Source organism: Caulobacter sp. P1_D6 (assembly GCF_056406095.1).
This window is the reverse complement of the sequence record NZ_JBFUAW010000007.1, coordinates 81,096-102,915: the sequence shown is the minus strand read 5'-3', so window position 1 is coordinate 102,915 and position 21,820 is coordinate 81,096. Positions and strand designations below refer to the sequence as shown.

Here is a 21,820-nt window from a genome sequence, read left to right as displayed (position 1 = left end):
GATAACTCTGCTCCAGAGTAATCTGCATAAGCCGATCCAGTCCCGAGATCCTCATGCGCATCCTGTCCGTTCTCGTCCTCGCCGCGACCCTGGCCGCCGCGCCTGCCTGGGCCCAGAGCCCGCCCGATCCGGCGGCCCGGATCGCCAGGCAGCAGGCGGCGATGAAGGCCCTGTCGTGGATGGACGGCGTCTGGCGCGGCCCGGCCGTGACCACCCGCCCCGGCGGCCAGAAGCTGACCGTCACCCAGACCGAGCGCAGCGGTCCGCTGCTGGGCGGCGCGGTGCATGTGGTCGAGGGGCGCGGCTACAACGCCGACGGCTCGACCGGCTTCAACGCGCTGGGGATCATTTCCTACGACCCCGACAAGGACGCCTACAGCATGCGCTCCTACGCCATGGGCCAGGCCGGCGACTTCCCGCTGACCGTGACTCCGAACGGCGCGATCTGGACCATCGCGGCCGGGCCGGCGACGATCCGCTACACGATCACCGCCAAGGACGGCGTCTGGCGCGAGGTGGGCGAGCGCGTGGTCGAGGGCCAGCCGCCGGTCCAGTTCTTCGAGATGACCCTCAAGCGGATCGGCGACAGCAGCTGGCCGGCGGCGGGCGCGATCCCGCCGAACTAGGCCTCGCCCCGGCTCCCGCCGGCCCGCTGGAACAGCTGCAGGGTCCGCAGCATCGCCAGGCTGGCGCTGTCGGCGTGATAGCCGTTGGGCGCGACGAAGGCGTGGCCCGCGTCGTACAGCCATACGGGCCGGTCGGGATGGGCGGCGATGATCGTCTCGACGTCGGCCAGCGGGATCATCGGGTCCGTCCGGCCAAAATGCAGGATGGTCGGGACCTTGGGCTGTTCGTCCACATAGCTGGCGATGTCGCCGCCGTAGAAGCACGACACCGCCGTCAGCCCGGCGCAGCGGGCCGAGGCCAGCCAGGCCGTGGTGCCGCCGAAGCAGAAGCCCATGGCGAAGACCTTGCCCTGATCGGACAGGGCGTCGATCGCCGCCTGCACCCGGGGCAGGGCCGCCGCGCCCCAGCCGCTGGCCAGGCCCATGGTCATGCGGACGTCCAGGTTCGGCGGGTCGAGGTCGGCGACCGGGAAGGGCGCGTCGGCGTCGTCCAGCAGGCTGGGGGCGATCACCTCGTAGCCCTGCTCGGCCAGGCTGTCGGACAGGGCGCGGATGTGCGGCGTCACCCCCCAGATGGCGTGCAGGATCACCAGCCCGCCACGCCGCGCCTCGCCGGGCGGGGCGTGGTAGGCCGAGACCGCCTCGCCGTCGGCGGTGGTCAGGACGATGCGCGCGCCGGCCTCAGCCATGCTTCTTGTCGGTCAGGGTGCAGGCCACGCCGGCCGCCTTGGCTTCCTCGCAGGACAGCGACGACTGGGTCGCGGTCGAGCCCGGTGCCGGGGCGTCGACGATGTAGCCGCCGCCGCCCTTGCAGGCGATCTCGTAGCGCCGGATCGGCGGATCGCCGCCGCCGCCCAGGAAGGTTCCGTCGGCCACGGTGCAGGCGGGCGAGGCCTTGGCGGCCAGCGCCTTGAGGCCGGCGACGGGAGCGGCGTTGCCCGGCAGCGAGCAGACCATGCCCTTGGGCCAGGTCTTGCCGGCGGCCAAGGCCCCGGTGTCCAGCGCCAGGCAGTCGTTCAGCTGCGGCTTGCCGTCGGGACCCGTGCTGATGATCCAGCCCAGAGCGTCCTTGCAGACGAGCTCGTATTCCGGCTTGCTGCTGGGACGGGTGGCGAGCGGGGCGGCGTCGATCACCTCGCACGGCGCGTGCAGCTCGGCGGCGATCTTGGCGGCCGTCCTCACCACCATCGGGTTGCCGGGTTCGCGCGGCACGAGCCGGGCGGTCGGCCGGTTGACCGAGCTGTATTCCGTCATGTTGTACTGCTGGGTGCCGTAGAGCCGCGTCGGCGGGGGCGGCCCGGTTTGGGCCAGCGCCGACCCCGCGGCCGCCGCCAGCGCGGCGGCCAGGATGAACAGGCGTCCGATCTTCATTTTCAAATCCCCCGACAGATTTCGCTGAGCTCTAGGTTGTATCGCCTTGGGGCGCTCCGCAAGCCCCCGACGAGACAGGCGTTAGCTCGCGCCGTGCGCCTGGAACAGCGCCAGCGACCGTTCGCGCGCCATCTTGGCGTCGTCCAGATCGGAGTCGGGGCGGCCGTCGTTGTTGAAGCCGTGGCCGCTGTTTTCGTAGATGTGGACGGGCGTGTCGGGATGGGCGGCCAGGACCTTGGCCTTGACCTCGTCGGCGGGGATGTGGCCGTCCTTGCGGCCCAGGTGGACGACCACCGGCGCGTTCAGCGGCAGTTCGGCGTTGGCCGCGATCATGCTGCCGTAATAGGCCGCGCCGGCCGCCAGGCCCCTCAGCTTGCTGGCCGCCAGCCAGACCAGCGAACCGCCCAGGCAGTAGCCGACCGCGAACACCGGTCCGCGCGGGGCCAGTTCGTCGATGCAGGCCTGGATGTCCGACAGCATCTTCTCCAGGCCGATCGCCTGCACATGGCCGACGCCGATCGGGAAGGCCGCCGGCTCGTGCTCGGCCACGTAGCCGGGCGCGGCGCGGTCGAAGATCGACGGGGCCAGCACCTCGAAGCCCAGAGCCGCCCAGCGCGCCACGTCGGCCATCACGTAGTGGTCCAGGCCGAAGATCTCCTGCACCACCACGATCCCGCCCTTGCGCTCGCCCTGCGGCGTCGCGTGAGCGGCGGTGAACTGGAAGCCGTCGATGGCGGAGGTCAGGGTGACGGTGTCGGTCATTCGGCCTTGGCTCCAAGATTCAGCGGTTTGACGATCCGGACCGTGGCTGAGCGGCCGTCTGGCGTGGGGGTGAGCAGGATCTCGCCGTTCGACACGTTGACGATCGCCCCGTCGGCGATGCGCTTGGCGGACACGATTCCGATATAGGCCGCGCGGCGTGGCCAGCGGACCTCGACCATCATTTCCGCGTCGCCGGCGGCGTTCCACTTGCGAAAGACGTAGTTCAAGGAAAGGGGAACGCCGAAGTCGGCCGGACCCGGGGTGACCTCGAGGGGCGCTGCGAACATGGCCTGACCGGTGCTCAGCATGGTGGGATAGAGCCCGCCGCTCATCACCATCTGGGTCGCGCCGGTCGGGATCTCGACGAAGCAGTTCGTGCTCCACGCTTCTTTGCCCGGGCGGCTGTCGGTTGCGACCGGCGCGCACCAGACCATCTGCGACCCGCCCCCCCCCCCCCGTCTCCTGAGCACAGGCCTGGCCCGCGAGGGCCAAGGTGAAGCCAAGCGCGACGATCATTCTCATACCCAGCCCCCCGGGCGTCGAACTAGACGTTGAACCGGAAGTGCATCACGTCGCCGTCCTTGACGACGTAGTCCTTGCCTTCGGCCCGCATCTTGCCGGCTTCCTTGGCGCCGCTTTCGCCGCCCAGCTTGACGAAGTCGTCATAGGCGATGGTCTCGGCGCGGATGTAGCCCTTCTCGAAATCGGTGTGGATGACGCCGGCCGCCTGCGGGCCGGTGTCGCCGACGTGGATGGTCCAGGCGCGGGCTTCCTTGGGGCCGACCGTGAAATAGGTCTGCAGGTCCAGCAGGCTGTAGGCCTCGCGGATCAGGCGGTTCAGGCCCGGCTCTTCAAGACCCAGGGTTTCCAGGAACTCGGTGCGTTCCTCGGCGTCGAGCAAGGCGATCTCGCTCTCGATCTGGGCCGAGATGACCACGGCCTTGGCGTTGTCCTTGGCGGCGCGTTCGGCCACCAGGTCGCTGTACTTGTTGCCCTTGTCGGCGCTGCCTTCGTCGACGTTGCAGACATAGAGGGCCGGCAGCGAGGTCAGCAGCTGCAGCATGTGCCAGGCCTTCTCGTCGTCGGCGTCGATCTTGGCGGCGCGGGCCGGACGGCCTTCGCGCAGCAGGTTCAGCGCGATCGTGGCCAGGCGCAGGGTGTTGGCGCTTTCCTTGTCGGCGCCGACCTTGGCGCGCTTCTCCAGGGCGGGAACGCGCTTCTCCAGGCTTTCCAGGTCGGCCAGCATCAGCTCCATCTCGATGATCTCGAGATCGCTGATCGGGTCGATGCGGCCTTCGACGTGGACGATGTCGCCGTCCTCGAAGCAGCGGGCCACGAAGGCCACGGCGTCGCAGTCGCGGATATTGGCCAGGAACTGGTTGCCCAGGCCCTCGCCCTTGGACGCGCCGCGCACCAGGCCGGCGATGTCGACGAAGGTGATCCGGGCCGGGATGATCTCCTTCGAACCGGCGATCTTGGCCAAGGCGTCCAGGCGCGGCTCGGGCACGGCCACTTCGCCGGTGTTGGGCTCGATCGTGCAGAACGGATAGTTGGCGGCCTGGGCCGACGCCGTCTGGGTCAGCGCGTTGAACAGGGTGGACTTGCCGACGTTGGGCAGGCCGACGATGGCGACTTTAAGGGCCATGGAACTCTCATGAATTTCGTTGGCGCGCGATTAGCACGGATCGGCGGGGAAGTCCCGGTGGACGAGCATGGGTGGTGCGGCGAGCACTTGCCCCCTACGGACCGCTTCGCGGTCGTCTTCCCCCAGAGGGGGAAGAGGGGAGCCGCGTTTGCGTCCTCCGCCCCCTGTGGGGGCGGACAGACCGCGAAGCGGTCAGGTGGGGGCAAGTGTTCGCGGGCATGGCGTCTCAAGCTCACGCGGTCTCCCGCTGAGTTGGTGGAAAGGGTCGCGGAGCGCCGGACGACGTCCGGAAGAAATAGAGAATAACCGTTTCGACGAAGCCTGCCGCTCCGCGCCATCGTTATCCGCAAGCCCGCGACGCTAGGCCCTGTTAGGGCCGCGCCTTGGAGCCCGCGACGGGCGGGTCAGGCCAACGCGCCTGATCCCGGACCGCGAGCGTCATCCGCCCGCCTGCTGCCAAGTCGGCCCCCAGCCAACGCTGTATCCGTGTTCCGAGCCCAGCCGGCACCAGATGGATGGGGTTTGACGAGGTCCCTACACACGCGGACGCCGTCGCCGACAGAGCTTCCCGCTCGATCGCCCCTCGCCGCCGCATCGGTCGCTGGCCATGCGCCCTTTCCCTGCGTCGAGGTGAGATCAGGATACGGGCGTCACGAAAGGGTGAGGGGATTAAAGATTTAGGCTAGCCATATCAGTGCCTTGGCGTCGAAAGTCGTGTGGAGTTCGGGCCGTCGCATGGCCCTGTTTCGCCGATCCGCGCCCTGATTGTCGGGAAGCTGACCGACGGCGCTTTCGCCATCGCATTAGGCTCGCGGCCTAGCGAAGGGCCGCCGTCATGGCGTTCCTTCGCCCAGGGCGGGCGAGCGCATATGGGGCAGACCTACACCTTCGTGGCCTTGACGACAGACGGCCGCTCGCCGTTCCTCGACGTGCGGGTGCTCGACGCCGGCGAAGACCTCGCCGCTCACGCCCGCAAGCTGCTGGCCGAGCATCGCAGTTGCTCGCGGATCGAGGTCTGGGACGGCCAGGTCCGCCTGATGGTGGTCGGCTGCGACCTCGCGGATGTGGGCGAGGTCGCGCCGGACTGAGGTCCTACTTCTTGCCGTCGACCACCTGGGTCGTGGGGCGGTCGTCGCCGGCCGACAGCTCGTTGTGCCACTGACCCCGGGCGTCTTCGTAGGAGATGCCGGTCTCTTCGCCGGCCACGCGCTGCTCGCCGGCCGCGCGCTGCGCCGCGTGCAGGGCGGCGTCATGGGTCTTGAAGGTCTCGGAGAACACGTCGCCCACCTTGTAGGCCCAGCCGCCGTCGTGCTCGACGATGTTGTAGGTGATGTCGGTCATGGGCGTGGCTCCGTTCAGATTGGCTCACAGAAACTGCGCCTCGAAGGTCACGGTTCCAAGCGCGAAGTCTTGAACGGATGCGCCGGCCCGCTCGCTCTGGCTCAGCGACGCGCCGGCGCCAGCGCGACGCGGACGGCGGCCAGCCAGGGGTCGGTGTCGCCGAACACTTCGACATAGACCGGGCCGGGGGTCTCGAGGACCTTGTCATGGTAGCGGACGGCGACGTTCTGGCTCAGCAGCCGACCATGCGAGTCCCGGAACACCAGGTAGCGCCGGCCCACCGCGCTGTAGAGCGGCGTGATGCACGCCCCGAATCCTGGCCAGGTGTCCAGATCGGCCGAGCCCAGCCGGGCGCGGAGCTGGACCACCGCATCGTGTGAACTTTGCGCGCGCCGCAGCTCGGGCGAGGTCCGCATGCCGTTGAGCGTGAAGGTCTTCGATCCCTGGCCCTTGAGGCTCTGGACGACGCGATAGCGGAAGCGCCCGCCATCGCCGGCCCATTCTGCCTTCAGGTCCGCCAATACCTGGGCCTTGTTCGCGGTCTGGCCGGAGTTCGCCAGGGCGGCGGCCAGGGCCTGGGGCTGGGTCCCGACTTCGTAGAGATCGTCGACGGCCTCGGCGACCACCAGATCGATGCTGGCGGCGGACCGCGCCAATCGTTCGGCCGTCGGGGGCAGGGAGACGCCCACGGTCCTTGGCCACCCCGGCGGCGGGCTGCAGGCCTGGGCGGACGCGGTCGAAAGCAGCGTGAAGGCTAGGGCGGAGAAAAGGGCCCTTCGCCTTGGGCTCACGCCACCTTCACCCGCGCCGCGCTCTCGGGCAGGTCGGTCCCGAACGCGCGCTGGTAGAACTCGGCCACGGTCGGGCGTTCCAGCTCGTCGCACTTGTTCAGGAAGGTCAGGCGGAAGGCCAGGCCGATGTCCTTGTCGAAGATCTCGGCGTTCTGGGCCCAGGTGATCACCGTGCGCGGGCTCATGACGGTCGAGATGTCGCCGTTCATGAAGGCGTTGCGGGTCATGTCGGCGACGCGGACCATGGCGGCGATCGTGCGCTTGCCCTCGGGCGTGTCGTAGGACGGGTTCTTGGCCAGGACGATGCCGGCCTCGACGTCGTGGTCGAGATAGTTGAGCGTCGTGACGATGCTCCAGCGGTCCATCTGGCCTTGGTTGATCTGTTGGGTGCCGTGATAGAGGCCCGTGGTGTCGCCCAGACCGATGGTGTTGGTCGTCGAGAACAGCCGGAAATACGGGTTGGCGCGGATGACCCGGTTCTGGTCGAGCAGGGTCAGCTTGCCGCCGGCCTCCAGCACGCGCTGGATGACGAACATCACGTCCGGGCGGCCGGCGTCGTATTCGTCGAACACCAGGGCGATCGGGCGTTGCAGGGCCCACGGCAGGATGCCTTCGCGGAACTCGGTGACCTGCTTGCCATCCTTCAGGACGATGGCGTCCTTGCCGACCAGGTCGATGCGCGAGACGTGGCTGTCGAGGTTCACCCGCACCAGCGGCCAGTTCAGCCGGGCGGCGATCTGCTCGATGTGGGTCGACTTGCCGGTGCCGTGATAGCCCTGGACCATCACCCGGCGGTCATGGGCGAAGCCGGCGCAGATCGCCTTGGTCGTCTGGGGATCGAACTTGTAGGCGGTATCGACCTCGGGGACGTGGCTGTCCTTGTGGCTGAAGAACGGAACCTTCATGTCGCTGTCGACGCCGAACGCGTCACGAAGCGTGACCCACTTGTCGGGGGCCAGGGTGATCAGGGGATCTGCGGCGTGGCTGTCGGTCAGGTCGGGCATGCTTTCCGATTACCGCCTTGACCCCAGGGAGGGGAAGGGGCGAGGGGCCTTTCAGGCTTGAAAAAACGCAAACGCCCCGGACAGCGGAACTGTCCGGGGCGCTCGAATGAGGCTCTTGGGAAAGGGCCTAGTTGTTGGCGATGATCACCGAGGCGATCAGGCCGGTGGCCACGGCGGCCAGGATGTAGCTGTCGTCCACGCGCTGCCAGCGATAGCCGCGGGGCGGGGCGCGCAGGCCGTGACGACGATAGTCGTTCACATAGTAGCGGTTGTCGCGATAGCGGGCGTCCAGGCGCTGGCCGCGCTGCCAGTGACGATATTCGCGACGGTCGTCCCGACGGTCATGGGCGTAGTCGCGACGATCGTGGCCGTAGTCGCGGCGATCATGATCGCGGCTATCGTGACGTTGGTCGTAGCGGCCGCGGTCGTCGTAACGTTGGCCGGCGGCCATGGCGGTCCCCGACAGGGCCGTACCGGCCAGCAGGGTGGCGGCCAGGGTGGTGATGATCAGACGCTTCATAACGAGGTCCTTTCCTGTTGTGTGGCAGTCCGACACTGCCGAACCTCTTCGATAGTCCGACACTAGCGAGAGTGGTTTGGACCGGACATGAACGGCGCTGGTCAGGAATGGTTCATCTTGTTTCGAGGCCGAAACATTTCGTGGCCGCCCTAGAATACTGGCGGGCGCGAAACCGAGTTTTGTGCGTTCACTTGCACATGATGCGTTTTCCCTCCTTTCAACCTCGCCGGGATTTGCCGCGACTGCTGACCGCGGCGCGAAACGAGCTGGGCGCCGTGGCGGCCTTGCTGGTGCTGGCGGGCGGCGCCCTGGCGTTCCTGGACCTGTCCGAGGACGTGGCCGAGGGCGACACGACCGCCTTCGACCTGGCGATCCTCAAGGCCCTGCGCCTGCCGGGCGATCCCAACAGCCTGATCGGGCCCAAGTGGCTGCACGTGGCGGCGGCCGATGTCACCGCCCTGGGCTCGGTGACCGTGCTGAGCCTGATCGTCACCCTGGCCTTCGCCCTGATGCTGTGCCTGAAGCGCTGGAGCGAGGCGCTGGTGGTGTTGATCGGCGCGGGCGGCGGGGTGCTGATCAGCCAGGGCCTGAAGCAGCTGTTCGGGCGTGAGCGGCCGGACCTGGTCTATCGCGCGGTCGAGGCGGCCAATCCCAGCTTCCCGTCCGGCCACGCCATGCTGTCGGCCGTGGTGTTCCTGACCCTGGGCGCCCTGGCGGCCCGGTTCGCGCCCCGCAAGCGGGTCAAGGCCCTGGCCCTGGGCGCGGCGGTGCTGCTCAGCCTGCTGGTCGGCGCCTCGCGGATCTATCTGGGCGTCCACTGGACCAGCGACGTGCTGGCGGGCTGGAGCCTGGGCGCGGCCTGGGCCATGGCCTGCTGGGTGGCGGCGTGGGCCTGGGAGCGGAGGTTCGGCTCCCTCTCCAAAAACCCGGGGGGAAGCTGAACCCTACTTCGCCAGACCGGACTTCTGCAGGGTCTTGTAGGCCTTGATCACCCGCTGGAGCTTGTGCTCGGCGCTGCGGTCGCCGCCGTTCATGTCGGGGTGGCAGCGCTTGAGCAGGTCCTTGTAGCGGGCGCGGATCGCCGCGCCGTCGGCGCCGGCTTCCAGGTCCAGGTCCGCCAGGGCCTGGCGCTCCAGCTTGCCCAGGGCGCGGCCCGAGGCGGCCGACTCGGCCTTGCGCTGCTGGGCGCGGAACAGGCCGAACGGATCGTTGACGTGGCGGGCGTCGCGGGCGGCGGCGGCGGCGGCTTCGCGCGAGTTGGCGTCGGCCTTCATCGACCAGGTCGGCCGGCCGCCGGTCATCTTCTCTTTTTCCTGCGACGCGCGAATCTGGCCCTCGCTCATGCCGGCGTAGAAGTTCCAGTTCTTGTTGTACTCGGCCGCGTGGCGCTGGCAGAAATTGTAGTAGACCCCCGGCATGTCGCGCGACTTGGGCGCCTTGGCCGTGGCGGCCGAGCGGCACTCGGGGTGATCGCAACGCACTTCGCCCGGTTTCAGGGCGAAGACGTCGTTCTCCCGAGCCGCCTCCTCCGGCGATTTCGGGGGGCGGACACGGATGTCGAAAAACTTGGGGCGATATTCGAAGTCGGCGCTCATGGCGCTTAGAGTAAGCCGCAGCTATTTCCGTTCAAGGATTGACAAGCAAGGAAGCCATCATGGGCGCCGTCGCCGATGCCATCGCCGCCAAACTGACCACCGCTTTTTCGCCCACGAGGCTGGAGGTGGTCGACGACAGCGACCGCCACCATGGCCATGCCGGACACCGCGAGGGCGGGGAGAGCCACTTCAACCTGCTGATCGAGGCCCAAGCCTTTGCCGGTAAGGCCCGGGTGGCCCGACAACGCCTGATTTTCCAGGCGCTTGCCGAGGAGATGGCGGGCCCGGTCCACGCCCTTTCGATCGTCGCCAAGGCGCCGGGCGAAGCTTGATCGCCAGGCGTGAAATCGGGCTTGCAAGCGGGCCCCGCGACTGATTGCCTCTCCGCCCGGCGCGACCCTGCCGGAGAGGCAAATCACGGCATGAGCGCGCGCGAAATTCTTTCCGTTTCCCCTCCCGCCCCGGACGAGGACGAGCTGGCGGCCGCCTTGCCGGCCCTGCTGGCGCGATCCTACGCCCGATATTCGAACTTCACGGTGGCCGCCGCGGTGATCGACGAGGACGGCCGCGCCCATCTCGGGGTCAATGTCGAGAACGCCGCCTATCCGTCCGGCACCTGCGCCGAGCAGACGGCGATCGGGGCGATGGTCACGGCCGGCGGGCGGGGAATCGCCAAGGTGCTGATCGCCGCCGGCTCCGACGCCGTGGTCCAGCCCTGCGGCGCCTGCCGCCAGCGCATCGCCGAGTTCGCCACGGACACCTGCGAGATCGTCTCGGTCCAGGGCGGCAAGGCCACGCGCCGCACGCCGTTCTGGAGCCTGCTGCCCGATTCGTTCGGACCCCGCGACCTGGACTAGGGCCAAGAAAAAGGGGCGACGTTTCCGCCGCCCCTTCGCCGTTGATCGCCTGGCCGCTAGAGGCCGCCGGGCTTGCACTCGTTCTGGAAGAACTTCTCGATCTCGACCAGCTGGGTCTCCATCATGGCCGGGGTCATGGTCATGTACGGGTGGCCCATGTCCTTGATTTCCAACCACTTGTAGGGCTTGTTCGCGGCCTTGAGCCCGGCGATGAAGCGCCGCGAGTCCTTGATGTCGACATTGGTGTCGCGCTCGCCGTGGTACAGGAAGATCGGGATCTGGGCCTCGCCGGCGTGCTGGATGGCGTCCAGACCGCCCACGAACGGGCGCTGGTATTCCCGCATGGTGCGACTGTCGGCGGTGACCCGCTTCATGTCGGCCAGGCTGCCGCCCGCGCCCGACACCGCGCACTGGTAGAGGCCGTTGGGGCGGATGCTGGCGGCGAGGGCCGAATAGCCGCCGTAGGAATAGCCGAACATGGCGACGCGCTTGGGGTCGGCGATCTTCTGGTCGATCAGCCACTTGGCGCCGTCGTCCTTGTCGTCCTGCATCTTCTGGCCCCACTCGTTGTCGCCGGCGGTCCAGAGCTTGCGGCCCCAGCCCTCGCTGCCGCGGAACTGGGGCTGCAGGACCGCGTAGCCGCGGCTGGCGAAGTACTGGGTCCAGCCGCCCGGATCCCAGCCGAGGGTGTCGCGCGACCAGGGACCGCCATGCGGCAGGATGATCGTCGGATAGGGGCCCGGACCGGCGGAAGGCGGGGGCGTGGTCAGGAAGCCGGGAATCACCAGGCCGTCACGCGCCGTGTATTCGATCAGCCGGGTGTCGCCGAGCGTGTCGGGCTTGATCCACGGGCGCTCCTTGCCCAGCAGCGACAGCTTGCCGTCCTTGGTGAACAGGTAGTAGTCGCCAGGCTCCTTGGGGCCCGACTTCCGCACGATGATCGTGCCATGGTCGTCCGACCACGAATCCACCGACAGGTCGGCGCCGTCGGCGACGCTGATCTTGGCCTTCTGCCCGGTGCCCGGGTCGGTCCAGGCCAGGGGCGTGGTCTTGACCCCCAGCGCCGCGCGGACGCCCTTGTCCATCGCCGCCATCTGCGGATCGACCCAATAGATGCTGTTGCTGGCGCCCTGGTAGCTGAAGCCCAGCAGGCGGTCGGACTCGTCCTCGACCACCCCGCGGGCGTCGAACAGCTTATGCTCGAAGGCCGGTTCGACGATCTTCTTGGCCGTGACGTCGTAGACGTAGATCCCGGTCTTGTCCGCGCCGGGCTGGCGGCCCGCCACGTAGACGATGTTGGGGTCGTCGCTGAAACCGGCGACGCCGAAGATGTTGCGGTCCTTGAAGTAGGAGCGGAAGTGCGGCTCCCACTGCCCTTTCGGGTTCTTGATCCACTGGATGTAGACCGCCTTGCCGTCCTCGAAGTCCAGCTCGACCTTGGCGCGGATTTCGCCCTTGGCGTCGGCCTGCAGGTCTCCGAACTTCTCCGAACCGCGCTCCACCCGCTCGGCCGTGCCGTTGTAGATGTTGGCCCGATAGACGTCGCCTTCGCCGTCGGTGCTGGTGTCCATCACCAGGATATGCTGCGGATCGCCGGGCAGGTGGCTGAGGATCGCCGGGCTGCCCGCCTGTTTCTCGAACTCGGCGCTGTCGCTGGTGGCGCGCTCCTCCGGCAGGGCCGGCTTCCAGTCCTGGCCCTTCAGGTCGGTGATGTAGATCTTTTCCAGGTGACCCTTCATGGAGCCGACGGTCAGGGTCTGCTGCACGACGATCGCCAGCCGGTCGTTCTTGACGAACTCGACGCTCATCAGCCGCATGTGCCGCGAGGCGATGATGAACGGCTGGCGGTCGGGGTGGGCGGTCTCCCAGACGGCCAGCAGGCGTTCCTCGCCGTCGGTGGAGATCAGGCCGGCGATATGCAGGCCGTCCGGCGAGATCACCACGTCCGACAACGCGGCGTAGCGCGAGAAGTCCTTGGCGCTGGGCGCCGCGGCCAGGGCGGCCGGCGCGCAAAGGGTCGCCGCCGAGGCCAGGCCCAGGCAGGTCGCCGCGGCCATGGCCATCAGCAGTTTCTTGGATTGAGTCCGCACGTGACCCTCATTGGAATGAACCGACTGTCCAGACGGTAGCGACAGTTTGCGGGTGTCCGCAATGTGGCGGCGATGTATCGCAATCCTGGGTCGTTGCCGGGAATCCAAATACGCCAGGTAGCGAGGCATGCCCAAGAAAGGCACGAAATACGGCTAAGCTAAGCCATTGTGGCGCCCATGTGACTAAATTGTAACTCGTGGCGCAAGAAATCACCGGTCGCCCATCGCGTTCGTTGAAGCGCGGCTTTTGACCTGCCTAACTGGCCGCTTGAGCCTTGGGGGACGCCATGTCGCAAGGCTTCCTTAGCGCGGGGAGTAAAAATGTTCTTACGTAAAACCCTATTGTGCACGACCATGATCGCCGGCGCGATCGTGGTGGGCGCGCCGACCTTCGCGGCGGCCCAGGACACGACCGCAGCCCCGCCCGCCGCGGCCCCGGAAGGGACGGAAGTCGACGAGCTGGTCGTCACCGGTTCGCGGATTCGCCGCAACGAGTTCAACAGCATCTCGCCGGTCCAGGTGATCACCACCGAGGGCTCGACCCTGGCCGGTCTGGTCAGCGGCAGCGAGATCCTGCAGGGCGCCTCGGTCTCGGCCGGTTCGACTCAGATCAACAGCCAGTTCACCGGCTTCGTCGTCAACGGCGGCGGCGGCGTGAACACCGTCTCGCTGCGCGGCCTGGGCGACCAGCGCACCCTGGTGCTGCTGAACGGCCGGCGCCTGCCCCCGGCGGGCACCCAGGGCGCGGTCGCGGCCGTCGACCTGAACATCCTGCCCGACGCGATCGTCGACCGGTATGAAATCCTGAAGGACGGCGCTTCGTCGATCTACGGCTCGGACGCCGTGGCCGGCGTCGTCAACGTCATCACCCGCAACAAGCTGGACGGCGGCCGCCTGGAAGCCTCGGGCAAGTTCGGCGGCGGCGGCGACGGCGGCAACGAATACACCTTCAGCGGCGCCTACGGGCGGGTGCTGGACAAGGGGCGTTTCCAGATCAGCGGCCAGTACTACGAGCAGAAGGCGCTCAAGTTCGGCGACCGCAAGGACCTGATGTGCCAGGAGCAGTACAGCTTCAACCCGACCACCGGCGCGCGCAACGACTGGATCGACGTCGACACCGGCACCTTCAAGTGCCTGGGCCCGTCCGGCGCCCAGTTCAACTACATCCCGGTCTATTCCTCGTCGGGCGCCTTCTACGGCAGCCGGGCCAAGATCTCGACCGACGGTCCGGCCTATCCGGCCAACCCACCGATCGTCGCCGCGTCCGCCGCCGACCCGCGTCTGCCGGGCTACCGGTTCGCGCCGCTGAACGACCGCGATTCGGTCAACGCCCTGGAGCGTAACGTCGACTTCATCTCGCCGACCAAGCGCTACACCATCTATGCCGACGGTCAGTACGACCTGAACTTCGGCGAGGCCTATGGCGAGTTCCTGGGCCACCAGCGCAAGTCGTCCCAGACCAATATCCAGCAGTTGTTCCCGATCATCGCGCCGGAAGCCCCGTGCGATGTGAACCCGTTCAACTGCCCGGGCGCTTCTTTCGCCAACACCGCCCAGACGATCTCGGGCGTGGGCCTCTACGCGCCTCAGGCCCTGGCTCTGACGCCGTACAAGTTCACCCAGGACGTGACCGTGGTTCGCGGCATCGCGGGCCTGCGCGGCAAGTTCGGCGAGGGCCTGGGCTTCCTCAACGGTTGGACCTGGGACGGCTATCTCAGCTATTCGAAGAACCATGGCAAATACAGCCTGACGGGCATCGACAGCGAGAAGTTCCTGGCCGGCATCGGCGGCGACTGGGCGACCAGCGACTTCACGCCGATCCCGGCCGGCGTCCGCCATATCAACCTGTTCTCGGACCAGGTTCTGTCGACCGGCAATCTGACGCCGGACGACTACGCCTATCTGAAGCTGACCGACAAGGGCGTCACCGACTACGAGCAGACCATCGGCGAGTTCTCGGTGACGGGCGACCTGTTCAAGCTGCCGGCCGGCCCGCTGTCGGGCGCGTTCGGCGTGTCGTACCGTCATGACAAGCTCGACGACAAGCCGGGCCCGGACCTCACCGCGCAGAACTTCTACAACCTGGCCACCGCCAGCCGCACGAAGGGCAGCGACACCGTCTGGGAAGGCTACGGCGAACTGGAAGCGCCGCTCCTGAAGGCCCTGCCGGCGGTCGAGTCCCTGACCGCGAACCTGTCGGGCCGGGTGTCGGACTACGACTCCTACGGCACCAACTACACCTACAAGGCCGGTCTGAACTGGCAGATCACCAACGCCTACCGGCTGCGGACCAGCTACGGCACCTCGTTCCGCGCCCCGGCGCTGTTCGAGCGCTTCCTGGGCGACCAGGGCGGCTTCCTGGGCCAGGCCTCGGTCGATCCCTGCATCCGCTACGCTCCGCCGGAAGGCGGCGGCGTGTCGAACCCGACCATCGCGGCCAACTGCGCCGCGCAGGGCATTCCGGGTGATTACGGTGGGGCCAACCCGTCGGCGTTCATCATCACCGGCGGCGGCGAGAACCTGAAGCCCGAGAAGTCCAAGGCGTTCAGCGCGGGCTTCATCTGGACCCCGGACTTCGCCGACATCAACGTGGCGGTCGACTACTACGAGATCGACGTCAACGATCAGGTCACCAGCAACGGCGCGGCCGTGGTGGGTCAGTGCTACGCGGCGGCTGACTTCCCGACCAACCCCTTCTGCGCCCTGTTCACGCGCGATCTGGATCCCGACTCGCCCACCTATCTGGGCATCACCGAGATCGACGGCTCGTTCCGCAACATCGTCAGCCAGACGAGCCGCGGCATCGACCTGACGTTCCGCTACAACCGCGAGATCGGCCCGGGCAAGCTGACCCTGGACGGCCAGTTCAGCTACACGCTGGAAGACAGCCAGGAACTCTTCCCGGGCAACACGGACGACTTCAACGGCGTGATCGGCGAACCGAAGGTGGTCGGCAACACCCAGCTGCGCTACCGCTGGAACGACTTCACCGTCACGTGGTCGACCGAGTTCGTGGGCCACCAGTCGAACTACGACTACCAGTTCGGCACCAACCTCTCGCCGCCGTCAAACCTGACGACGCCGCAGGGCGCGGCCTTCATCGCCAAGAACCACGCCGAGGCGATGTGGTACCACGGCCTGTCGGTTCGCTATGAGGCCGACAAGTGGGAAGGCATCGTGGGGGTGACCAACCTCTTCAACGAAGCGCCGCCCAAGGTGTCGCCGGCCCTGCAGGACCGCGGCAACTTCACCTACGGCCGTGTCGGCAGCTACGCCTTCGCGACCCAGTACGACTACATCGGCCGTCAGGTGTTCGTGAACCTGACCCGTCGCTTCTAGGTGTCCGGACTAGAGCCTGTCCTCGGACAGGCTCTAGGACGACCGCGACGACCAAAGCAGAAGGGGCGGACCATCGGTCCGCCCCTTTTTCTTTTGCAGGTCGATGAAGGCGAGGCGGTGCTAGACCACCTGGGCGGCCAGGCCTTCCAGCACCTTGCGCAGGTCGGCTTCGCGGAACGGTTTCTGCAGCACGGTCGCGCCCTTGTGGCCTTCAGAGAGGCCGGCCTCGCCATAGCCGCTGGCGAAGGCGAACGGCACGCCGCGCTCCTTCAGGGCGTCGGCGACCGGGAAGATCGGACGTCCCCCCAGATTGACGTCCAGCAGGGCCGCGTCGATGTCGGCGCTGCCGGCCAGGCGCAAGGCTTCCTCCAGCTCGGCGGCGGGACCGACCACGACGCAGCCAAGATCGCTGAGCATGTCTTCCACCAACATCGAGACCAGCGCCTCGTCTTCGACCACCAGGACCTTAAGGGCGGCGAGGGTCTTCATTGTTCAGGGCTCCAGAGCACGGATCGGCAACCTCATGGTGCATACGAGGCCAAGGCTATCATAGGCTAGGTTGACCTGGGCGGACAGTTCGCCCGCCAGGCCCTTTTCGAGAAGACGTGCGCCAAATCCGTGACGCGTCGGCGGAGCGACCGGAGGGCCGCCTTGTTCGGTCCAGGTCAGGCGCAGGTGGGGAACCTCGCCAGACTCCAACGCCCAGACCACCCGCACCGTCCCCTCGGGAACCGACAGGGCGCCGTATTTCAGCGCGTTGGTCGCCAATTCGTGGACCGCCATGCCCAAGGCCACCGTCGCCTTGGGGCTCAGTTGCAGGTCCTGGGCATAGTTGAATTCGATGCGATCGCGGGCCGCGAAGGCCTCCAGCTCGAAATCGAAGATCTCGCGCAGGCTGACGCCTTCCCAGTTCTGCTCGGTCAGCAGGTTGTGGGTGTGCGACAGGGCCATGATCCGGCCCTCGAAGGCGTCGCGGAAGGCCTCGGGCGTCTCGGTGGTGCGCAGGGTCTGGCTGGCGATCGACTGCACGGAGACCAGGGTGTTCTTCACGCGGTGGTTCAGCTCGTTGACCAGCAGCTTCTGGCGCTCCTCGGCGCGCTTGCGCTCGGTGACGTCCAGCGACACGCCGGCCATGCGCCGGGCCCCGCCGTGGTCGGTGGTCTGGGCGGCCCGGCCGCGGGCGTGCACCCAGCGGGTTTCGCCGGCCGGCGTGCGCACCCGGTATTCGATGTCGTATTCCGCGCCGTGACGGATGGCCGCCTCGATGGCGGCGGTCATCCGCTCGCGGTCGCCCGGATGCACCGAGGCGATCAGGTCGGCGAACGCGAAGTCGTCGTCGGGGCCGCGCCCGTAGTTGGCCTTGCAGATGTCGGAGGCCAGGTAGGCGCGGGTCTCGACGTCCAGCTCCCACGAGCCCAGCCGGCCGGCGTCCAGGGCGAACTTCAGGCGCTCCTCGGCCCGGCGGCGCTGGGCCAGCTCGACCTGGGCGGCGTTGTGGGACCGCACGGACTCGATGGCGACCGCCGCCTGGGCGGCCAGGCCGACCACCAGGGTCTCGGCGCGCACGTCGAAGCGGCCCGTCGCGGGATGGCCGAAGAACAGGCCGCCCAGCACGGCGCCCTCGCGGGTGACAACCGGCACGGCCAGATAGCTGCGCACCGGCAGATGCCCCTCGGGCATGCCGCGGCGCGGCGCGTTCCGGCCGTAGCGGGGGTCCTTGGTGATGTCGTCCGACCGCACCACGCCCTCGCCATTGAAGGTCGGGGCGAAGACGGCGGTGTTGCGCGGCATCGGGAAGGCTTCGAAAGCCGCGCGCGGCGCGCCCGACAGGCTGTAGAGCGTGAAGCTTTCGCCGGCCTCGTCGACGACATTGTAGAAGAACGCGCCGAACTGGGCGCCGGTCAGCTCGACGCCGCCGTCGACGACCGTCTGGATCAGGTTCTCGGCGTCGTGCCCGGCCCCGATGGCCTCGGCGATGCGGTTGAGGGCGCGCGAACGGCGCACCTCCTCGGCCAGGGCCTCTTCGGCCGCGTTGAGGCGCGCGACAAGGTCCTCGAACCCGTCCTCTTCGGCGCGGCCCATAGCCTTGACCAATCCCGTGATCCCCCCAAACGCCCCGTCTTCCGGGCGCGCTCACCAACGCGCCGCTACGGTGATGGTTCCCGAGGGGCGCATCCTGCGCCCGACCCGGGCCGCTTCAAAGTGGTTCGTTGCGGAAAACCGTCAAAATCAAGCGGTTGCGTCGGGTGGCCGACGGAGCGGCTAGCGGACGCTCTCGTCCAGCCGCCCGCTGATCCGCAGGCCCGTGACCTGGTTGCGCTGGCGACGCAGCACCTGGAAGCGGTGGTGGTGGAAGATGAAGATCTGGCCCGGCTCCGGAATGGTCTGGGCCTCGTGGATCACCAGGCCGGCGATGGTCACCGCGTCGCCTTCCGGCAGACGCCAGTCCATGGCCCGGTTGAGGTCGCGGACGGTGACGTGGCCGTCGACATGCACAGAGCCGTCCGCCTGCGGACGAAGGCCTTCGACCTTGGTGTCGTGCTCGTCCTCGATCTCGCCGACGATCTCCTCGAGGATGTCCTCCAGGGTCACCAGGCCTTGCAGGGCGCCGTACTCGTCGACCACCAGGGCGAAGTGGCTGCGGCGCTTGAGGAAGGCGTTCAGTTGGTCCTTGAGGTTGGTGGTGTCGGGGATGAACCACGGCTCGCGCTGGATGGTGGCCACGTCGATGTCGTCGATCGCCCCGTTGGCGGCGGCCAGGGCCCGCAGCAGGTCGCGGGCGTGCAGCACGCCGACGATGTTGTCGGGGTTCTCGCGATAGAGCGGGATGCGGGTGTGCTGGGCCTCCAGGGCCTCGGCCACCAGTTCGCGGATCGGCAGGTCGGCGTCGATCAGGGTGATCGACTTGCGGTGGACCATGATCTCCGAGACGTCCATGTCCGACAGGTCCAGCACCCCGCCCAGCATCCGCCGGTCGCCGCTTTCGACCCCGCCTTCGGAGTGGTGGTACTCGACCGCGCCGCGGATCTCCTCGTGGGCGGCCAGCACGTCGACCCCCATGTCCAGCTTGACGCCGAACAGCCGCAGGGTGCGGCGCACGATCCACTGGATCGTGTAGATGATCGGCCCGAACACCCGCACCACCAGCAGGGTGGGGGCCGACAGGAAGCGGGCCACGTCGTCGGACTTCAGGATCGCCAGGGTCTTGGGCAGCACCTCGGCGAACACCAGGACCAGCACGGTCATCGCGCCGGTCGCCGCCGCCACGCCCCATGGGCCGGGGATGGCGGCGGTCAGCACCTGGGTCGCCAGGGCCGAGGCCAGGATGTTGACCAGGTTGTTGCCCAGCAGCACCGCCCCGATCATCGTCTCCTGGTCGGACAGCAGCTTGTTGACCCGCTTGGCCGGCTTGTCGCCCTCGCGCTCCAGCTGGTGCATGCGGGCCCGGGAGGCGGCGGTCAGCGAGGTCTCGGCGGCCGAGAACAGCGCCGATACGGCCAGCAGGGCGATGATGATCGGCGCGAGGCCGAGGATGGCGGTCAGGATCATGGCGCGGTTGTACGACGCGGGCGCCCGCAGGGGGAGGGGCGGCATGGATTGTTCCGCCAAGCGGCGGTATGCTCGGCTTCTGGCGTCCAATCTTGCTTCAGGCGGAAGATCGAATGGATCGTATCGAGGCGATGCGGGTGTTTGTCGCCGCCCTTGACGAGGGCAGCCTGGCCGGGGCCGGGCGACGGCTGGGCCGCTCGCCAGCCGCCGTCAGCCGGGCGATCGCCTTTCTGGAGCACCATGTCGGCGCCGAACTCCTGCACCGCACCACGCGCTCGCTGAGGCTGAGCGAAGCGGGCGAGCGCTACGCCGCCGCCTGCCGGCGCATCCTGGTCGACCTGGAGGAGGCCGACCTGATCGCCCTGGGCGAACGCTCGGCTCCGCGGGGGACCCTGACCATCACCGCGCCGCCGATCAGCGGCGAGGAGATCCTGCGTCCGGTCATCGACGCCTTCCTGGACGCCTATCCGGCCGTGGCGGTGAACCTGCTCCTCCTCGACCGCCACGCCAGCCTGGTGGAGGAAGGGATCGACGTCGCCCTGCGGGTGGGGCAACTGCCCGACTCCTCGATGGTCGCGGTCCGGGTGGGCGGCGACGTCAAGCGGGTGATCGCCGCCGCGCCGCGATACCTGGCCGACCATCCCCGCATCGACGAGCCGGCCGACCTGGTCCGGCATCGGATCGTCACCACCACCCACTTCGGCCACGACACCTGGGTCTTCCCGCCCGCGTCGGCCGGCGGGATCGCCCGGTCGGTGCACTTCAAGCCGCGTCTGGTGGTCAACAGCGTCCGGGCGGCCGTGGCCTCGGCGGTCGCGGGTTGCGGGGTGACCCGGCTCTACACCTATCACGTGGCCGAGCGCGTGCTGGACGGCAGCTTGCGCCTGCTGCTGCGCGACGCCGAGCCGCCCTCGCTGCCGGTGCATCTGATCACGCCCCAGGGACGGACCTCGACGCCGAAGGTCCGCGCCTTCCTGGATTTCGCCGCGCCTCGCCTGAGGGCCGAGTTCGCGCGGCTGTCGGCGGAAGCCGAGGCCCTGGTCCCGCGCTAGGCGTTGTTTCGTTTTGCGGAAGGCTGACCGCCGTTCGGCGAGTATTCAGTCGTTTCGCGGACGGGCCGACATAGACGCTCATCGGTCGTCGAGACCGCCGGCCGCGATCCGCGCGCCGGGCGTCATGGAAGCAAGTCATGAGCAACGCACGCAAGGTCGCCATCGTCACCGGCGCATCGCAAGGCATCGGGGCCAGCCTGGTGAAGGCCTATCGGGACCGCGACTATCGGGTCGTGGCCACGTCCCGCTCGATCAAGCAGGGGTCCGATCCCGACATCCTGGCCGTGGCCGGCGACATCGGCGATCCGGCGACGGCCGAGCGCGTGGTGGCCGAGGCCGTCGCCCGTTTCGGGCGGGTCGACACCCTGGTCAACAACGCCGGGATCTTCACGGCCAAGCCGTTCACCGCCTTCACCGCCGAGGACTTCGAGGCCAATCTCTCGACCAACCTGGTCGGGTTCTTCCACATCACCCAGCGCGTCGCCGCCGAGATGATCAAGCAGGGCTCGGGCCACATCGTCAGCATCACCACCACCCTGACCGACCACGCCATCGCCGACGTGCCCTCGGTGCTGGCCAGCCTGACCAAGGGCGGGATCAATTCGGCGACGAAGTCCCTGGCCATCGAGCTGGCCGGCAAGGGCGTGCGCGTCAACGCCGTCTCGCCCGGCGTGATCAAGACGCCGATGCACGCGCCGGAAACCCACGCCTTCCTGGCCGGCCTGCATCCGGTCAATCGCCTGGGCGAGATCCGCGACGTCGTCGAGGCGGTGCTCTATCTGGAAACCGCCGGCTTCGTGACGGGCGAGATCCTGCACGTCGACGGCGGTCAAAGCGCTGGTCACTAGGGTGTTTCCTGACCTGATTGCATCAGGCCAGGAGCTCTAGTCTTTTGTTTTGACGCATTTTCTTCACGCGAACCGGAAGCTGCTTCGCTCGAAAATGCTGGAGGGAGAAACCGCCATGCCGATCGTCAACATCCAGGTCACGCGGGAAGGCTCCGGCCCCGGCCGCGACGCCGTCACTGCCGAGGAAAAGGCCGCGCTGATCGCCGGGGTCAGCCAGTTGCTGCTCGACGTGCTGCACAAGCCGCTCGACTCGACCTTCGTGGTCATCGAGGAGGTCGAGCTGGAGAACTGGGGCTGGGGCGGCCTGCCCGCCCTGGAGTACCGTAGGCGAAGGGCGGCGGGACAGGGCTGAACCCTCGGGGCCGCGCGCCGTCGCGGCCCCCTCCCGCACCTACCATCGACCGCTTCGGCGGAGACCCGATCCGGAAAC

At 68.1% G+C, this 21,820-nt stretch carries 23 protein-coding genes; 9 read left to right on the top strand and 14 right to left on the bottom strand.

The features are described 5' to 3' along the window. Positions 1–53: 53 nt before the first annotated feature. Entirely contained in the window at positions 54–626 is a 573-nt protein-coding gene (locus AC1DYP_RS04775) for a DUF1579 domain-containing protein (protein ID WP_477045350.1), read from the top strand. Here the strand turns inward: AC1DYP_RS04775 and AC1DYP_RS04770 are convergent. From AC1DYP_RS04770 to ychF, 5 genes are all read right to left on the bottom strand, one after another. Further along, a complete protein-coding gene (locus AC1DYP_RS04770) occupies positions 623–1,315 on the bottom strand; it encodes a dienelactone hydrolase family protein (RefSeq protein ID WP_477045349.1) in 693 nt (230 codons plus the stop codon). The two genes, AC1DYP_RS04775 and AC1DYP_RS04770, sit on opposite strands and share 4 nt — an antisense overlap. Further along, positions 1,308–1,997 carry a hypothetical protein gene (locus AC1DYP_RS04765; protein WP_477045348.1) on the bottom strand — a complete coding sequence of 230 codons (690 nt, stop codon included), beginning with the start codon at positions 1,995–1,997 and terminating at the stop codon, positions 1,308–1,310. Before AC1DYP_RS04765 ends, AC1DYP_RS04770 begins: the two co-directional genes overlap by 8 nt. Before the next feature lie 81 nt (positions 1,998–2,078). Further along, complete coding sequence (locus AC1DYP_RS04760; RefSeq protein ID WP_477045347.1) at positions 2,079–2,759, bottom strand: dienelactone hydrolase family protein; 681 nt, start codon at positions 2,757–2,759, stop codon at positions 2,079–2,081. Further along, positions 2,756–3,193, bottom strand: coding sequence for a hypothetical protein (locus AC1DYP_RS04755; RefSeq protein WP_477045346.1), 438 nt, complete (start codon positions 3,191–3,193; stop codon positions 2,756–2,758). Before AC1DYP_RS04755 ends, AC1DYP_RS04760 begins: the two co-directional genes overlap by 4 nt. A 110-nt stretch (positions 3,194–3,303) precedes the next feature. Then, positions 3,304–4,404 carry a redox-regulated ATPase YchF gene (gene ychF, locus AC1DYP_RS04750; protein ID WP_477045345.1) on the bottom strand — a complete coding sequence of 367 codons (1,101 nt, stop codon included), beginning with the start codon at positions 4,402–4,404 and terminating at the stop codon, positions 3,304–3,306. An 869-nt stretch (positions 4,405–5,273) separates the two neighbouring features. On the opposite strand from ychF, the gene AC1DYP_RS04745 reads away from it, so the two are divergent. Next, positions 5,274–5,492 (top strand): hypothetical protein, encoded by a 219-nt coding sequence (locus AC1DYP_RS04745; RefSeq protein ID WP_477034058.1) that lies wholly within the window; start codon positions 5,274–5,276, stop codon positions 5,490–5,492. 4 nt (positions 5,493–5,496) lie between these two features. Here AC1DYP_RS04745 and AC1DYP_RS04740 read toward each other — a convergent pair whose 3' ends face one another. The 4 genes from AC1DYP_RS04740 to AC1DYP_RS04725 all read right to left on the bottom strand — a co-directional run bounded on the left by AC1DYP_RS04740 (position 5,497) and on the right by AC1DYP_RS04725 (position 8,060). After that, a complete protein-coding gene (locus AC1DYP_RS04740; RefSeq protein WP_477034059.1) occupies positions 5,497–5,745 on the bottom strand; it encodes a DUF2188 domain-containing protein in 249 nt (82 codons plus the stop codon). Positions 5,746–5,846: 101 nt separating this feature from the next. Beyond that, a complete protein-coding gene (locus AC1DYP_RS04735) occupies positions 5,847–6,434 on the bottom strand; it encodes a hypothetical protein (protein ID WP_477045344.1) in 588 nt (195 codons plus the stop codon). 98 nt (positions 6,435–6,532) lie between these two features. Then, a complete protein-coding gene (gene cobS / locus AC1DYP_RS04730) occupies positions 6,533–7,540 on the bottom strand; it encodes a cobaltochelatase subunit CobS (RefSeq protein WP_477045343.1) in 1,008 nt (335 codons plus the stop codon). A 127-nt stretch (positions 7,541–7,667) separates the two neighbouring features. Then, positions 7,668–8,060 (bottom strand): RcnB family protein, encoded by a 393-nt coding sequence (locus AC1DYP_RS04725; RefSeq protein ID WP_477034061.1) that lies wholly within the window; start codon positions 8,058–8,060, stop codon positions 7,668–7,670. 275 nt (positions 8,061–8,335) lie between these two features. On the opposite strand from AC1DYP_RS04725, the gene AC1DYP_RS04720 reads away from it, so the two are divergent. Next, positions 8,336–9,001 (top strand): phosphatase PAP2 family protein, encoded by a 666-nt coding sequence (locus AC1DYP_RS04720; RefSeq protein ID WP_477045342.1) that lies wholly within the window; start codon positions 8,336–8,338, stop codon positions 8,999–9,001. A gap of 3 nt (positions 9,002–9,004) precedes the next feature. On the opposite strand, the gene AC1DYP_RS04715 is transcribed toward AC1DYP_RS04720, so the two are convergent. Beyond that, positions 9,005–9,655 carry a J domain-containing protein gene (locus tag AC1DYP_RS04715; protein WP_477034062.1) on the bottom strand — a complete coding sequence of 217 codons (651 nt, stop codon included), beginning with the start codon at positions 9,653–9,655 and terminating at the stop codon, positions 9,005–9,007. Between the two features lie 59 nt (positions 9,656–9,714). Here AC1DYP_RS04715 and AC1DYP_RS04710 point away from each other — a divergent pair, with 59 nt between their 5' ends. After that, complete coding sequence (locus AC1DYP_RS04710) at positions 9,715–9,987, top strand: BolA family protein (RefSeq protein ID WP_056441183.1); 273 nt, start codon at positions 9,715–9,717, stop codon at positions 9,985–9,987. A 90-nt stretch (positions 9,988–10,077) separates the two neighbouring features. Continuing rightward, on the top strand, positions 10,078–10,512 hold the full coding sequence (gene cdd / locus AC1DYP_RS04705; RefSeq protein ID WP_477045341.1) for a cytidine deaminase: 435 nt from the start codon (positions 10,078–10,080) through the stop codon (positions 10,510–10,512). Positions 10,513–10,568: 56 nt separating this feature from the next. Here cdd and AC1DYP_RS04700 read toward each other — a convergent pair whose 3' ends face one another. Further along, positions 10,569–12,602 carry an alpha/beta hydrolase family protein gene (locus tag AC1DYP_RS04700; RefSeq protein WP_477034065.1) on the bottom strand — a complete coding sequence of 678 codons (2,034 nt, stop codon included), beginning with the start codon at positions 12,600–12,602 and terminating at the stop codon, positions 10,569–10,571. A 321-nt stretch (positions 12,603–12,923) separates the two neighbouring features. Between AC1DYP_RS04700 and AC1DYP_RS04695 the strand changes: the two genes are divergently transcribed. Beyond that, positions 12,924–15,941: a TonB-dependent receptor plug domain-containing protein gene (locus AC1DYP_RS04695; RefSeq protein WP_477045340.1), complete on the top strand. Its 3,018-nt coding sequence runs from the start codon at positions 12,924–12,926 to the stop codon at positions 15,939–15,941. 120 nt (positions 15,942–16,061) lie between these two features. Here AC1DYP_RS04695 and AC1DYP_RS04690 read toward each other — a convergent pair whose 3' ends face one another. The 3 genes from AC1DYP_RS04690 to AC1DYP_RS04680 all read right to left on the bottom strand — a co-directional run bounded on the left by AC1DYP_RS04690 (position 16,062) and on the right by AC1DYP_RS04680 (position 19,487). After that, positions 16,062–16,430, bottom strand: coding sequence for a response regulator (locus AC1DYP_RS04690; RefSeq protein ID WP_165184675.1), 369 nt, complete (start codon positions 16,428–16,430; stop codon positions 16,062–16,064). A 3-nt stretch (positions 16,431–16,433) separates the two neighbouring features. Then, a complete protein-coding gene (locus AC1DYP_RS04685) occupies positions 16,434–18,023 on the bottom strand; it encodes a sensor histidine kinase (protein WP_477045339.1) in 1,590 nt (529 codons plus the stop codon). 180 nt (positions 18,024–18,203) lie between these two features. Beyond that, a complete protein-coding gene (locus tag AC1DYP_RS04680; protein ID WP_477045376.1) occupies positions 18,204–19,487 on the bottom strand; it encodes an HlyC/CorC family transporter in 1,284 nt (427 codons plus the stop codon). 116 nt (positions 19,488–19,603) lie between these two features. Here AC1DYP_RS04680 and AC1DYP_RS04675 point away from each other — a divergent pair, with 116 nt between their 5' ends. The 3 genes from AC1DYP_RS04675 (at position 19,604) to AC1DYP_RS04665 (ending at position 21,742) form a co-directional block, all read left to right on the top strand. Next, positions 19,604–20,542 carry a LysR family transcriptional regulator gene (locus tag AC1DYP_RS04675; RefSeq protein ID WP_477045338.1) on the top strand — a complete coding sequence of 313 codons (939 nt, stop codon included), beginning with the start codon at positions 19,604–19,606 and terminating at the stop codon, positions 20,540–20,542. Between the two features lie 137 nt (positions 20,543–20,679). After that, positions 20,680–21,390 carry an SDR family NAD(P)-dependent oxidoreductase gene (locus tag AC1DYP_RS04670; RefSeq protein ID WP_477045337.1) on the top strand — a complete coding sequence of 237 codons (711 nt, stop codon included), beginning with the start codon at positions 20,680–20,682 and terminating at the stop codon, positions 21,388–21,390. A 115-nt stretch (positions 21,391–21,505) separates the two neighbouring features. After that, complete coding sequence (locus tag AC1DYP_RS04665; RefSeq protein WP_477034070.1) at positions 21,506–21,742, top strand: tautomerase family protein; 237 nt, start codon at positions 21,506–21,508, stop codon at positions 21,740–21,742. Positions 21,743–21,820: the final 78 nt, after the last annotated feature.